Annotated in this window: 13 protein-coding genes; 9 read left to right on the top strand and 4 right to left on the bottom strand. The window is 61.2% G+C overall.

Annotated elements, in window-relative coordinates; translation table 11 throughout:
* Window positions 1-1,050: 1,050 nt before the first annotated feature.
* A complete protein-coding gene (locus LRG07_RS14110) occupies window positions 1,051-1,767 on the bottom strand; it encodes an inovirus-type Gp2 protein (protein ID WP_370641543.1) in 717 nt (238 codons plus the stop codon).
* Between the two features lie 704 nt (window positions 1,768-2,471).
* Here LRG07_RS14110 and LRG07_RS12885 point away from each other — a divergent pair.
* The 8 genes from LRG07_RS12885 (at window position 2,472) to LRG07_RS12850 (ending at window position 9,824) form a co-directional block, all read left to right on the top strand.
* Window positions 2,472-2,840, top strand: a complete 369-nt coding sequence (locus tag LRG07_RS12885) for a hypothetical protein (RefSeq protein WP_238642599.1) — start codon at window positions 2,472-2,474, stop codon at window positions 2,838-2,840.
* Window positions 2,734-3,858: a YqaJ viral recombinase family protein gene (locus LRG07_RS12880; protein WP_370641542.1), complete on the top strand. Its 1,125-nt coding sequence runs from the start codon at window positions 2,734-2,736 to the stop codon at window positions 3,856-3,858. Before LRG07_RS12885 ends, LRG07_RS12880 begins: the two co-directional genes overlap by 107 nt.
* 119 nt (window positions 3,859-3,977) lie before the next feature.
* The gene (locus tag LRG07_RS12875; protein WP_238642596.1) at window positions 3,978-4,982 is read left to right on the top strand and encodes a hypothetical protein; all 1,005 of its coding nucleotides are present in this window, start codon (window positions 3,978-3,980) and stop codon (window positions 4,980-4,982) included.
* 125 nt (window positions 4,983-5,107) lie between these two features.
* The gene (locus tag LRG07_RS12870) at window positions 5,108-5,923 is read left to right on the top strand and encodes a DUF932 domain-containing protein (protein ID WP_238642594.1); all 816 of its coding nucleotides are present in this window, start codon (window positions 5,108-5,110) and stop codon (window positions 5,921-5,923) included.
* 16 nt (window positions 5,924-5,939) lie between these two features.
* Window positions 5,940-6,437 (top strand): RadC family protein, encoded by a 498-nt coding sequence (locus tag LRG07_RS12865; protein ID WP_370641541.1) that lies wholly within the window; start codon window positions 5,940-5,942, stop codon window positions 6,435-6,437.
* A gap of 303 nt (window positions 6,438-6,740) precedes the next feature.
* Window positions 6,741-7,715 carry an Rpn family recombination-promoting nuclease/putative transposase gene (locus tag LRG07_RS12860; protein WP_238642593.1) on the top strand — a complete coding sequence of 325 codons (975 nt, stop codon included), beginning with the start codon at window positions 6,741-6,743 and terminating at the stop codon, window positions 7,713-7,715.
* A gap of 60 nt (window positions 7,716-7,775) precedes the next feature.
* Window positions 7,776-8,774 carry a hypothetical protein gene (locus LRG07_RS12855; protein ID WP_238642592.1) on the top strand — a complete coding sequence of 333 codons (999 nt, stop codon included), beginning with the start codon at window positions 7,776-7,778 and terminating at the stop codon, window positions 8,772-8,774.
* 69 nt (window positions 8,775-8,843) lie between these two features.
* A complete protein-coding gene (locus tag LRG07_RS12850) occupies window positions 8,844-9,824 on the top strand; it encodes an Rpn family recombination-promoting nuclease/putative transposase (protein ID WP_238642591.1) in 981 nt (326 codons plus the stop codon).
* Here the strand turns inward: LRG07_RS12850 and LRG07_RS12845 are convergent.
* The 3 genes from LRG07_RS12845 to LRG07_RS12835 are packed head-to-tail and all read right to left on the bottom strand — an operon-like array spanning window position 9,821 to window position 12,297.
* Window positions 9,821-10,789: a site-specific integrase gene (locus tag LRG07_RS12845; RefSeq protein ID WP_238642590.1), complete on the bottom strand. Its 969-nt coding sequence runs from the start codon at window positions 10,787-10,789 to the stop codon at window positions 9,821-9,823. The genes LRG07_RS12850 and LRG07_RS12845 overlap by 4 nt on opposite strands.
* A gap of 3 nt (window positions 10,790-10,792) precedes the next feature.
* Entirely contained in the window at window positions 10,793-11,143 is a 351-nt protein-coding gene (locus LRG07_RS12840; RefSeq protein WP_238642589.1) for a hypothetical protein, read from the bottom strand.
* Window positions 11,140-12,297: a site-specific integrase gene (locus LRG07_RS12835; RefSeq protein WP_238642588.1), complete on the bottom strand. Its 1,158-nt coding sequence runs from the start codon at window positions 12,295-12,297 to the stop codon at window positions 11,140-11,142. Before LRG07_RS12835 ends, LRG07_RS12840 begins: the two co-directional genes overlap by 4 nt.
* Before the next feature lie 69 nt (window positions 12,298-12,366).
* On the opposite strand from LRG07_RS12835, the gene LRG07_RS12830 reads away from it, so the two are divergent.
* The gene (locus tag LRG07_RS12830; protein ID WP_238642586.1) at window positions 12,367-12,702 is read left to right on the top strand and encodes a helix-turn-helix domain-containing protein; all 336 of its coding nucleotides are present in this window, start codon (window positions 12,367-12,369) and stop codon (window positions 12,700-12,702) included.
* Window positions 12,703-12,974 lie beyond the last annotated feature (272 nt).

Here is a 12,974-nt window from a genome sequence, read left to right as displayed (position 1 = left end):
CCCATCTAGGCCTCGGAGTGGAGTACGGATCGTTTCAGCTACCCATTGTTATGCGCCTGGAAGGCTCGGTAAAAGGCTACGGCTCTGAGGACTTTTTGGACAACGCGGAGCTTGATTACAGTGATTTCTCTATCGATCTTGGGGTTAGTTACCTGTTCCGTTGATTCGGGCGCAGATCCTAGTGGGGCCTAGGATTGGCCTAAGCCGGAGTTCCCCGTGCTTCGGCTCTACCTATTTCTGTTTGGACCTTTAGCCAACCATGCTTTTATAGCCGAGGTGTCGTAAATTTTGTTGGTCTGGCTCGAGAATGCCATTCTGAGCGCCGCAGAGCTTGTGTGAGCGTTTTTCCCTTTCCTTTCCATGCAACCCCACTAATCAGCGATGGAATCTTCTGAGAAGAGCGTTGTGTGGTTAATAGAGAATCGCCAATACCGGGTCTAAATCCCTCTGCTCCCAAGGAAGTAAAAATGTTCTAAGCGGTTTCAGGTCTTGAAATCCTGAATGTCGCCATCATGAATGCCTTTCACAGCCACACATAGGCGCTGTCAGGGGTTTTCTGTATCTGCTCGGCTCATCGTGTTGCTTCGAATAAAAAGCCTCTCATAGGCGCTCTGCATGCCTAATAAAAGGTGAGGCGGGGTTGGCCAAAATCTCTCTTCCTTGATCCAGCTCAACCCCGGTTCACCCAATCGAATAAAAATACCCGCCAATATGCGTGATTGAAGAAACTCTTACGGTGCCCGAAAAAGATACGCCACAAAGTTGATCAAAAGCAGCAAAGTCAGCTAAGTTTGGTTGGTGAAGCTAAAACGCCAGGGGTTAGAGTCGTAAATGCCTCTATAAGCAACACACAGCCAATCTCAGCGTTTTATATAAAAAATGCACCCATGGACTCGGGTTTCAAGGGAAAGCCTGTGAGAGGCGCTGTGTGGCGCTCTAAAAGGGGGAGCTGGGGGTGGCATATAGGCCCCAATCCTAAATATACCACCCCCGTTTACCCAATCGAGACAAAATGCTGACAACCCATGCGGCCAAAGCCTTTATGGTTTTCTAAAGCGCTGCTCTTTGGTAGACCCGAGAGGTTTCAAAGGTTCGAAGTCCTTGGCCTACTGGCTTCGAATTAGCCTTGCATAGGTAACTGGCGAGGTAGAATAGATGCTGCCAGGCGTGATCATCCTCCCGATGAATGAAGTGCGCACAAAACGTTCTTGTATGCTCGTTTTTCTGAAAGTTGACCAAGTGCCCTAACTGCGCAGTCGATGGCATTCCTAAAGCCGAGAGCCATGAGCGAATAATTCTGTGCGCGAGGGTTGAATCGCTAAACGTTGCATCGTTGCTAGGTGCTGGAGTGCCCAAGGCTCGAATGGAGTTGGCATCGAGGATTAGCAGTACGTGGAAATGAGTCCGTCCTGCTGTGGGCCCACTCTCGCGTGCCCAAGCGTATTCAGGCTTTGGTGGATGAGAAAGCTGGGCATTACGAAACTCCAGTGCCAGGTTGTGCCAGAAGTTTTTGAGAATCGCGCTTCCTTGGTCGATGCCAGTTAGTCCGGGTGCCTCGTTGGGGAGGTAAAGGTCGAAGCGAAGGGCAAGGCTTTTTGCGTTCTGGTCTCTTGTGCGCTGTAGAAGTGTCTGGGTTTGCTCAAGAAAGTTCTCAACGAGCGGTCCATGGTGGTGATGATCGCAGAGTACGGGTTGTCCTTTGTAAAACGGTTCGTAGAAAAGCCGCCAGTTACGATTATTTCGATGATATCTAGGTTGGTGTTTCATTGTAGTCTCCTGTTGCAGTTGCCTAAGTGTGAAAGAAACAGCCGGGGTTTATGTGCGGTGAACCCCGGTTGTTTCGATCGATCACGAGTTTTTGATGAGGTAGGCGAGTGGCTAGTTGATCCCTTTTGGGATCTTGAGCAGCGGGCCCGCTTGTCGATGGTGATTAAGGGATGTCTTTTTGCCACTAAACGACGGAGCTTTCGAGCGGAGTAGGTTCTCGGTGCCGCGGTAGTGCCTTGGTTGGGGCTTGTCTGGGTATCCAGGGCAGCAGGACTGGCTGGATAAATGGTTGGGTTAGCTGGGTATTTAGGTCATTAGGGCTGGCTGGGTATCCAACGCAGCAGGGCTGGCTGAGTATCCAGGGCAGCAGGGCTGGCTGGAGGCCTATTAAATATAGATCTTACCAAAACCTAATGGCAGCAAGGCCTAACAGAACAAAAAACATCCGAAAACGCACGGCTGTCCCCGGAGAATCAGTCTCTAAAGCCAAGCGAAACCAGAAAGAAAATATAAGAAACGTTCATACCATCATGATCAGGCCGTCCGAAATGATTCTCTTGTCCAATCTGTAGGACTTCGTGGCCGGTTTCATCACGACTGGTCGTTCTTTCGATTCGAGCAGATTTGAAACACATATTACCGGAGTGAGCAGAGGCAGGAATGTCTCCTGCTCGCCCGTGTTCAAGCTCGAACGGAGGAAAAAAATGGCTGAATGTCCGCGATGTCAGTCAGCGAACGTGGTGGAGCGACAGCTCGGCAGCCGGGTTGGTGCCGTGGCTGGTGGCAGTGCCGGGGCCGCCTCTGGGGTCGCTGGTGCGTTTCAGGGTGGTAAGACCGGAGCAGCGGCAGGCATCGTCGCCGGGCCACCCGGAGTGGCCATTGGCACGGCCGCTGGCGCCCTGATCGGTGCGGCCATTGGTGCCACTGCGGGTAGTTTGAGTGGGGCAAGACTCGGTGGGCAGCTCGATGGGCCGGTCCTTGATACGCACATCTGCCTGGCCTGTGGATACCGGTTCACGCTGCCGATTCGCTCCAGTGTCGGGGAGGAGGTGCGCCATGACGGTAGCCAGTGAAGGCGTGGTGCGTATTGAGGGCTGTCGCCAGCGTAGCCGAGGACCAGAGCGCTGGGGTCAAGCGCATCGTCTCGTTGAGACCCGCGACTTGGATAGGCAGGCCTGGCTTGCCATCCGACAAGGTGGCATCGGTGGCTCGGACGCAGCAGCGGCGGTCGGTTTGCATCCTTATCGTTCGCCCCTGGAGCTTTGGCTCGATAAGACAGGCCGCCAAGGGGAGACAGGATCCGAGTCAGCGGACCCGAAGAGCCCGGCCTGGTGGGGGCAGCTGTTGGAGCCGACCGTCGCCGATGCCTATGCCCAGGTGACGGGCCGCAAGGTCCGTCGTGTCAATGCGATCCTCCAGCACCCGGAGCACTCGTGGATGATCGCCAACCTTGATCGTGAAGTGGTAGGCGACCCTCAGGTGCAGATCCTCGAGGTGAAGACAACGGGACCGTGGGAGGCCAAGCGATGGCGTGACGGGGTCCCGGAGCACGTTCAGCTGCAGGTCCAGCACCAGCTCGCTGTCACCGGGATGCAGGCGGCCGATGTCGCCGTGTTGATCGGCGGACAGAACCTGGAGATCTATCGCATCGATCGGGATGAAGCTGTCATCGATCGGTTGATCGCCCTGGAGCAGGCGTTCTGGCGCCTGGTCGAGATCGATACACCGCCCCCGCCGGATGGTAGCGACAGTGCCGGGCAGGCCCTGAAGGCGCTCTACCCGGAGAGCCAGTCGGGCCAAACCCTCGACCTCCAGGAGGATGCCGAGCTTGGCCGAAGCTTTGCCGAGTTGCAGCGACTGCGCGAGACCATCGCCGAGCAACGTCGCCGCGAGGAGTCGCTCAAGCAGCGGATCCAGGCGGCGATGGGCGAGGCGGAGAAGGCAGTGTTCCCGACCGGCACCGTTACATGGAAGCGATCCGCTCCAAGTAAGAGGGTCGATACCAAGGCGTTGCAGGCCGATTGCCCCGACCTGGTAGCGGCCTACCAGCAGCAGGTGCCCGGCTCGAGGCGGTTCACCATCCGGGACTGAGTCTCTCCCAGCAATCTCTATTCACCCTCAACCACCATCCACTGGCAAGCCCGTCTTCGGCTCGTGCTCCCCCCGGGGAGCACGGGCTGAGCGGGCTTTCTTATTTTCAGGAGGTCAACATGATCAAAGGACTTGCCATTACACCGCCCGTCCTCGGGCGGATCACCATCGGCCGCGTCGTCGAGCGCGATGGTAAGCGATTACCGCAGATGGATGATCAGTTCACGCTCACCTCGCAGGTCCAGTCGGCCGGGGAGTGGGTGACCCACCCACTCGATGCCCAGCTGCGCGAGCAGCAGGGTGAGTCGAAGCTGCGCCGTTTGCCGGTGCGGATGCTCTTCGGCGAGCCGAACCTCAATCTACGTGCCTCGTACGCACTCTTCGATCGAGATCAGGGTCGCCCCCTTTGCATGGGGGACGGGGAGACCTGTCGTCGACGCACCAACGAGGGGCTCGTCGAGCTGCCTTGCCCCTCGCCCGATGGCTGCGAGCTGGCCGCGGGAGGGCGCTGCAAGCCGCACGGGCGGCTCAATGTGATCATCGGCGATGAGGACCCGCTGGGCACCTTCGTCTTCCGCACTTCAGGCTTCAACTCGATCCGCACGCTCAGTGCCCGGCTCAACTACTTCCAGGCGGTCTCCGGCAAGCGGTTGACCTGTCTGCCCCTGGAACTGCGCATCCGTGGCAAATCCACCCGCCAGTCCTTCGGTCGGCCGGTGATCTACGTCGATCTCACCTTGCGAGAAGGGTGGAGTCTGGAGGAGACCCTCGCTGAAGCCGATCGGCTCCAGCAAGAGCGCGAGGCCATGGGCTTTGATCAGAAGGCGTTGGATCGGGCTGCGAAGCAGGGCCTGGCCAATGGCGCCTTCGAAGAGTCCCCGGAGGAGGGGGGTGCGATCGCCGAGGAGTTCTACCCCGGTCAGACGCATACCCAGCCGACGGCACCCTCCGGGAGTGCTCAAAGCACCACCACCACAAAGCTCTCGGAGCGGCTGGCCACCCGCACTCCGGTGAGTGACTCCGGGCAGGAGGGTTCAGCAACAACGGAGCCGTCCACCTCACCGGGTGCCGGGACCTCGAGGGCTTCAGGCAATGGATCCCAACCACCCTCATCCAGCGCCTAGCGGCCTGTCATCGCCAACGACGCCTTGAGCGTCGTCTGTCTCATCCACTTTCAGCTCTTCTCGCCACCACTGTCCCCGGTGACGGGGGCGGTGGGTGGCGTTTTGTCGATCTCCAGGAGGTAACCATGTCTCATCAAGCTCTCACCCATGACGCTCTGCACCGCCGAGCCCCCGCGATCTTCGCCGAGGCCCCGGATGCCGGTGTCTCCGAGCAATACGGCTTCGTGCCGACCATCAACGTCGTCGAGGCCCTTGAGCAGGAGGGCTGGTACCCGGTCCATGCGCGGCAGACGGTTTGCCGAGACCCGGAGCGCAAGCCTGTGGCACGGCATCTTATCCGCCTTCGCCAGGATCCAGGCCGTCAGGTCCAGGTGGGGGATAGTATCCCCGAACTCGTCCTGACCAACTCCCATGACCGCACCTCGGCCTTCCAGCTCGAGCTCGGGCTGTTCCGGCTCGTCTGTAGCAACGGCATGGTCACCCCGGCCGGAGCCCTTGGCGCCATGCGCGTGCGCCATGGCCGGCATGTGGTTGACTCGATCCACGAACACTCCGTGGAGCTCGTCGGTCATCTGCCGCGTATCGCCGAGCGCGTTGAAGCCTTTCGCACCACACCGATCAGCCGTGGCGAGGAGCAGGATTTCGCCCACCAAGCCCTGGCCCTTCGCTACGGCGACGATTGGGAGCGGCTCAGCCCCGTCGATCCCGACGCAATCCTTGAGGCCCGGCGTGTGGAGGACGCCGAGGGGACCATCTGGTCGGTGTTCAGCCGTGTCCAGGAAAACCTCTTGAAGGGCGGCCTGCGGGGTCGATCCCGAAGGGGGCGGAGGACACGGACGCGGGCGATCCGCAGCGTTGGCGAGGATGTACGGATCAACCGTGGCCTTTGGAACCTGACCGAGCAGCTCGCCGAGCGTCGTGGCGTGCCGCTTGCTGCCTGAAGGAGGAGGACTCGATATGATCCACGCCAAACTCCAGACCGGCGAGCAGGCCGGCACCTACGTCATCCCCGAGGCGGTGACGGAAAGTGAGCTCCTCGATATGGCCCAGCGCCTGGCCCGTCGTCGCCTGGCCAAAGGCCGGATCCTGCGGGGACCAGCGTCGGTGTATCGGGCGCTGCAGACCCGGCTGCTGGACCGAGACCATGAGGTCTTTGGCATCGTCTATCTCGACAACCAGCACCGGATCCTCGGTGTGGAGGAGCTCTTCCGCGGGACCATCGATGGCACAGCGGTCTATCCCCGGGAGGTGGTCAAGGAAGCCCTTCGGCATGGGGCTGCTGCCGTGATCCTCGCGCACAACCACCCCAGCGGGCACCTGGAGCCGTCGGTGGCGGATGAGCGGATCACCGATCGGCTCCGTCAGGCGCTTGAACTCGTCGAGGTCCGGGTCCTTGATCACGTGATCGTCAGCTCTGAGGGCTACACCAGTCTCGCTGAGCTGGGCAAGGTGTAGAGAAGAGAGGCCGACGCCCTGGTGGCCCCCCAAGGGCCACCAGGGGGTGGTCAGCCGGGTCCTTGATTTTTTGTCACGGCGATGCCGGATCCCATGACGAGGAGCAAAGTGGGTGAGCAAAAAGTGATCAGGATGCAGGCTCTGAGTGGGGTGTCGGTGGGTCGGTTAACTGTGTACGAGAATGTCGTTTCACGTGTACGCGGCAGATTAGGGAGTTATCGGCTGGGAGGTCGGTCTGACGAGGAGCACGTGCGGATGCGTTACCCTGTTGCGTCTGAACGTCAGAAAGCAGCGAGGCTAAGGGTGGCCCAGGAAAACGACAACACCTACAAGATGCTCTTCTCCTATCGGCGGATGGTCAGCGACCTACTCACCGGTTTCGTCCGGGAGGACTGGGTCCAGGAGCTGGATCTCTCGACCCTGGAGAAGGTCAACGCCTCCTACGTCGCCGATGAGCTCCGGGAGCGCCACGACGATCTGGTCTGGCGGGTACGCTGGGGCGAGGAGTGGCTCTATGTTTACCTCCTGCTGGAGTTCCAGAGCACCGTCGATCCGTACATGGCCGTGCGGATGCCGGCCTACGTCTCGCTGCTCTATCAGGACCTGACCCGTCAGGGCAAGCTCACCGACAAGGGGTTGCTGCCGCCGGTCCTGCCGGTGGTGCTCTACAACGGCGAGCCGCGATGGTCGGCGGCAACGGACGTTGATGAGCTCATCGAGCGGGTTCCGGGTGGCCTGGAGCGGTATCGGTTGTCGATGCAGTATCTGCTGCTCGATGAGGGTCAAATCCTGGAGCAGGAGACGAGCACGGAGCTCAAGAACCTGGTCCACGCCTTGTTCCGGCTCGAGTATAGTCGTAACGAGCAGGATCTGATCAAGGTGCTTGCGCAGGTCGTCGAGTGGCTGAAGGCACCAGAGCAGCGAGGGCTAAGGAGAGCGTTTCTGACCTGGTTCCGTCGGGTCTATCTGCGGCGCAAGCATGTGCCGGAGCCGGATCGGGAGCTCATCGATCAAGCGCAGGAACTGGAGGAGGTACACGAGATGTTGGCTGAGCGAGTTGATAAGTGGCACGAGCACTGGAGGCAGGAGGGCCGTCAGGAGGGTCGTCAGGAGCATGCGGTCGAGACGCTGCTCCGCCTGATCGAGCGCAAGTTCGGTCCCGAGGCCAAAGAGGCCTCACGGGCTCGGGTTGAGCGTGCTGCGATCGGAGAGCTGGAGATGTGGTTTGACCGAGCTATCGATGCTGAGCGCGTGGAGGATGTCTTCTCCACCGATTAGGATGCCGGCCGGAATGGCGTCCGGCCATCCTGGTGATCAGTGGAGAGGGAGTCGGTAAGCATGACGCAGGACTCGGGGCAGGACGGGGGTGGCAACGCCGACCAGGACTCGCCATGGAAGGAGGCGCTGGAGCACTACCTCGAGCAGGCCATGGCGCTGCTCTTCCCGCATCTCCATGAGCGCATCGACTGGTCGAAGGGCTTTCTCTTCCGTGATGGGGAACTCCAGCAGATCGTCCGTGAGGCTGAGTCGGGGCGGCGCTATACGGACAAGCTCGTTGAGGTCTATGCCGATGATGGCGAGCCGGCCTGGATCCTGCTCCACGTTGAGGTCCAGGGGGAGCCTGAGAGAGCGTTCGCTGAGCGGATGTTCACCTATTACTACCGGCTCTATGACCGTTACCGGCGGGATATCGTCAGCGTGGCGGTGCTCACCGACACGTCGCCGAGCTTCCGGCCTGATACCCACCGCTACGAACGCCTCGGTTGCCGACTGGAATTCGCGTTCCCAGTCGCCAAGCTCCTGGATTGGCGCCAGCGCTGGTCAGAGCTTGAGGCGGATCCTAACCCCTTCGCCTGCGTGGTCATGGCGCAACTGGCGGCCAAGGGTGAGCGGGATCCTCATCGACGCAAGGATGCAAAGCTGAAGTTGACGCGGCTTCTGCTGGAGCGGGGTTACAGCAAGGACGAGACCAGGGCGCTGATCCGGATCATGGACTGGATCATCAACCTGCCGGAACACCTGGATGCAGAGTACGTCGCCGAGGCTCATCGGCTGGAGGAGGAGTACAAGATGCCGTTCGTGACGAGTTTTGAACGAGTCGGAGAACAGCGCGGAGAAAAGCGGGGGCTTCAGAAGGGCCGTCAGGAGGGCCGTCAGGAGGGCCGTCAGGAGCATGCGGTCGAGACCCTGCTTCGCCTGATCGAGCGCAAGTTCGGTCCCGAGGCCAAGAAGGCGTCACGGGCCCGAGTTGAGCGTGCCGCGGTCGGAGAGCTGGAGATGTGGCTTGACCGGATCCTAGATGCCGAGTGCGTGGAGGATGTCTTCTCCACTGATTAGGATGCCGGCCGGAATGGCGTATGCCGTAGCCTGTTCGGGTCGATTCATGACCGATGAGAAGGAAGGCAGATGGCCGAGCATCCGAACAATGCGCACGATGCCCTGTTGAAGGCAACCCTGGAAGCGCCGGAGCGGGCTGCGGTGGTGTTACGGGAGAGTCTTCCTGATCAGGTGCGGGAGCGTCTCACCGATGATCTTCCCAAGCCCCTTCCCGGCAGCTATGTCGACCCGAGTCTGGGGGAGACGCATAGCGATCGCCTCTTCGAGGCGCAGATGCGCGATGGTCGCCCGATCTTTCTCTACGTGCTCATCGAGCACAAGTCTCAGCCGGATGTGGCTACACCGGTGCAGCTGCTTGGCTACCTGCAGCGGATCTGGCAGCGCTATGCGGAACAGAGCACCGAAGGGCGCGCTGGAAGGTATCGGAGCCTGCCGCCGATCATCCCGCTGGTGATCTACAATGGCAAGCCGGCGTGGTCGGTGCCGTTGTCGCTGTTTGATTGCATCGATGCCGACGAGGAGCTCCTGGAGCTTCAGCGGGATTTCGGTTACCAGGTTCGACATCTCAAGCCGGGTGAGCCCCGGGAGTCGTACTCGCAGGATCCGGCGATCCGGGCGGTGTTCCGGGCTTTGGCCTGGGCGTTTGTCGAGAACCTGGATCAAGACGATCTCATCGAGCTATTGCGCGATCTGCCGCCGGGGCATCCGCTGGAGAAGCCGCTGCTGGTGTACATTGCGAGGGTGTATGGTTCCATTCAGGAGAGGGACGTGCGTCGGGCTGTGGAGCAGACGCGGCCGGATCGAGCGGAGGAGTTGGTGATGACGGTAGCTGATGAGTGGATCAAGCAAGGAGAGAAGCGCGGAGAGAAGCGGGGCAGCCAGCAAACGGCTGCCAAGACGCTGCTTCGCCTGATCGAGCGCAAGTTCGGTCCCGAGGCTAAAGAGGCGTCACGGCCCCGGGTTGAGCGTGCTGCGGTCGGAGAGCTGGAGATGTGGTTCGATCGAGCTATCGATGCCGAGTGCGTGGAGGATGTCTTCTCCACCGATTAGGATGCCGGCCGGAAGGGCGTATGCCGCAGCTTGACGGCTTGGCGTTTGCTGCGTTCGCCACGCCGATCGTAGCCGGCGGTGGTCTGGGGGCTGCTATGGCCCATCAGCCGCTGGACGGTGGCCAGATCCGCGCCGGCATCGAGCAGATCGCCGCCAAAGGACCTTCTCAGGTCGTGCGGCGTGAAGGGTGCGACCTTGGCCTCCTTGCGGCGCCGATCGATTGCCCGGTAGAGGCTCGAGTCGGTCAGGGGGCGATGCACGATCCTTCCGCCCCGATACACGCGGCAAATGAGCGGGCCAGGCGCATCCCCGCGATGGCGTAACCACTCCACCAGGGCGGCCTCGCTGCCCTCATCCAGATAGACGGAGCGCTCCTTCCTTCCCTTGCCGCGGACGATCAGTCGAGTCTCACTCGGCTCGAAGTCACCGAGTTCAAGGCTTACGACCTCGGCACGCCGCAGGCCACCGCCATACAAAAGCGCAAAGGCGGCCGCGTCCCTTGCGCCGTTGGCACCGCCATGGTGGCGGCATGCCTCGAGGATGGCAGCGGCCTCACCGACGGTCACCTCCCGCCCCACCGAGACCCGCTCACCGCGGACGGGTTGGATGTCCACGGCCCGGCGATAGCTCTCGGCATCCATCAGGCCAAGTCGCCAGGCTTCCTTCAAGACTCCCCGCAGGGCGGCCAGGATCTTGTTCGCACTGGCTGGGGCATAGCGCTCGGCCAGGCGTGATCGCAGGGCTTGTGCGTGTTCATAGCGCACCTCGTGCCACGGTACTTCCCGGATATCGAGCTCGTAGCCGGTCAGCTCCATGGCGACCACCCGCAGGGCCTGGCGCATGGCTCGCCGGCTTCCTGGGGCCAGGGAGGCCAGGTAAACCGTGGCCGGTGACCGGCTCACCGAGGAGGGTGAGGCCGGAGCCAGTGCCGTACCCGGCTGCCCGTCTGTCTCCCGCAGTTTCATCCCCTATGCCTCCAGCGTCGGCATCGGTGCCGGCTCTCGGACGATCCGCCGAAACGATCGAAGTGGCGCGGGGGTCGCTGGCTCGATCAGATCCAGCCACCCCTCCAGGGCATGCTCGAGCTGCGGGTCGATCAGAGCCCGGAGCACGAGGCCGTGGAGTTGTTCGCGGATTTCGAAGGTGCTCTGATCAGCGAGGCGATCCACCTGGGCCTGGAGCCAGGTGTGCACGGCAACGTAGCCTTCCGGCGTCTCAGGCTCGAAGCCCAGGCGCAGGGCGAGGAGTTCACCGTGGAGTCGGTCGAGGGTGATCCGCAGACGATTCCGCTCGGCGGTGCGCAGCGTAAAGGTATTCATGGACGGGGCTCCTGCTGGTTGGGGGAGGCGCTGGAGATCAGCCGACCGACGTCGTTGCTGGCCTCGAGGAGGCGTTCGTTCGACAGGTGCGCATAGCGTTCCGTGGTCTTGATCTTGGTGTGCCCGAGCAGTTTCTGGACCTCGTAGAGGCTATGGCCGGAATTGACCAGGAATGAAGCGAAGGAGTGGCGCAGGTCATGGAGGCGCACTTCGGGCAGCCCGGCCTCATGACGGGCGCGGTTCCAGCCGTTATAAATCGAGGTAAAGGGACGGCCGGTTCTCGGGTTCGGGAACAGGTAGGCGCTGTGCTGACAGCTCTCCAGGCTTTGGAGCAGTTCGATCATCGCTGACGAGAGCGGCACGTAACGCCGCTCGGTGGCCTTGGGCTGAGGTATGCGCCATGCGCCACGCAGCAGGTCGATATCGGCCCAGCGGGCATGGAGGACTTCACTGCAGCGCGCACCGGTGAGTGCGAGCATGGAGACGATGCCAGCCAAGTGCGGGTTCTGCTTGCCCTCGAGGGCGGCGAGCAGGCGCTGGAGTTCCTCGGCGCTTAGAAACCGCTCGATCTTGTTGTCGGTTTTCAGCTGCGCGATCTGTGAGGTCGGGTTGTCCGTCACGCCCGCTACCTCCCAGCGTCGGGCCAGGTTGTACGCGTAGCGCAGGATGATCAGGTTGCGGTTGACGGTGGCCGGACGGTAGGTCGCGGCCAGATCCTGGACCCACCGTTGGATGTCGTAGCGATCGATCTGATCCATCCGCTGATCGCCAAAGCGCGGGAGGATGTGCCGGCGCAGCAGGATCTCGTCGGTGCGAACGGAGCGCTTGTAGCTGCGCAGGTAGGGCAGCAGCTGATCAGTGGTGAAGGCCTGAAGAGTCGGGGCGGGCTCGCAGGGTGCTGGCACGAACGCCGAGGCCAGGCGCTGACGGGCCAGATCCCGGGCCTGGTTGAGCGAGACCACTCGGGCGTCGGCGAGCTTGCGCTCTCGGGTTTTGCCATCGTCACCGCGCTGCCGGGTGTAATAGCGCTTTCGCCCCGAGGCGAGCACCTTCAGCAGCAAGCCAGGCACTTCCGTGTCGAAGAGGTCAACTTTAGACTTGCCGTCGGCGCTGGCCGTGCTGACGATCCGCGGTGTGAGTTTGCATCGGGGCATGGCCCGGCCTCAGTAAAGTTCTTGTAACGAACTAATAGTGCATACCAAAGTCGTTGAGGCGTCAAGCTCATGAGTGAAAACCCCGTCCGCTTTGCCGTGGCCATGCGCATGGGCCGTGCCGCCCTTGGGTTGAACCAGCAGGAATTCGCCGATCTTCTTGACGTGTCAAAGTCGACGATTGCGCGCACCGAGACGCTAGAGATGGCCATGCGGGCGGATACGTTGATGGCGATGCTGCGCGTGCTGCGCGAGCGCGGTGTCGAGATCGATCTGCTCGGTGATGACGAGCGGATCTCCATTAACGTCAACGCCTCAGCACTTCAGCAGGCGCTTGCACGGCTGGAGGATGAAGAGCAGCGGCGCTCGGATCGGCGCAAGTCCAGATCGCCCTCTAGCAAGAGCTGACACCTTCCCGGGGTCTTTCTCCAGACCCCCGAGCCCCCATCAAACATCCCCCCCTTCAGGGGTGCTGTACGTACGTGTACAGCGCCACGAATTCCTCGTGCCGGTAGAACCGGCGTAGAAAACCCCACCGAGATAAGCCCGCGTCCTGCGGGCTTTTTTACGTCCATAGACAGTCAGAAGCCCAGATAAAGCGTAGAAAGGGCGTAGAAAGCACTAACAGTGGCGGAAAAGCGCCTGTCGATACAGCACTTTAGGTTCCTGCCTCTGATCAC

The sequence above is a fragment of the Halorhodospira sp. 9622 genome (genome assembly GCF_022228025.1).
Lineage (GTDB): Bacteria > Pseudomonadota > Gammaproteobacteria > Nitrococcales > Halorhodospiraceae > Halorhodospira > Halorhodospira halophila_A.
The sequence above is the reverse complement of the archived record's forward strand: the minus strand, read 5'-3'. Positions and strand labels throughout refer to the sequence as shown.

Bases quoted from the DNA above. Each gene is read 5' to 3' on its own strand.
- LRG07_RS14110 (WP_370641543.1), bottom strand. From the start codon at position 1,767: ATGAAACACCAACCTAGATATCATCGAAATAATCGTAACTGGCGGCTT.
- LRG07_RS12885 (WP_238642599.1), top strand. From the start codon at position 2,472: ATGGCTGAATGTCCGCGATGTCAGTCAGCGAACGTGGTGGAGCGACAG.
- LRG07_RS12880 (WP_370641542.1), top strand. From the start codon at position 2,734: ATGGGCCGGTCCTTGATACGCACATCTGCCTGGCCTGTGGATACCGGT.
- LRG07_RS12875 (WP_238642596.1), top strand. From the start codon at position 3,978: ATGATCAAAGGACTTGCCATTACACCGCCCGTCCTCGGGCGGATCACC.
- LRG07_RS12870 (WP_238642594.1), top strand. From the start codon at position 5,108: ATGTCTCATCAAGCTCTCACCCATGACGCTCTGCACCGCCGAGCCCCC.
- LRG07_RS12865 (WP_370641541.1), top strand. From the start codon at position 5,940: ATGATCCACGCCAAACTCCAGACCGGCGAGCAGGCCGGCACCTACGTC.
- LRG07_RS12855 (WP_238642592.1), top strand. From the start codon at position 7,776: ATGACGCAGGACTCGGGGCAGGACGGGGGTGGCAACGCCGACCAGGAC.
- LRG07_RS12850 (WP_238642591.1), top strand. From the start codon at position 8,844: ATGGCCGAGCATCCGAACAATGCGCACGATGCCCTGTTGAAGGCAACC.
- LRG07_RS12845 (WP_238642590.1), bottom strand. From the start codon at position 10,789: ATGAAACTGCGGGAGACAGACGGGCAGCCGGGTACGGCACTGGCTCCG.
- LRG07_RS12840 (WP_238642589.1), bottom strand. From the start codon at position 11,143: ATGAATACCTTTACGCTGCGCACCGCCGAGCGGAATCGTCTGCGGATC.
- LRG07_RS12835 (WP_238642588.1), bottom strand. From the start codon at position 12,297: ATGCCCCGATGCAAACTCACACCGCGGATCGTCAGCACGGCCAGCGCC.
- LRG07_RS12830 (WP_238642586.1), top strand. From the start codon at position 12,367: ATGAGTGAAAACCCCGTCCGCTTTGCCGTGGCCATGCGCATGGGCCGT.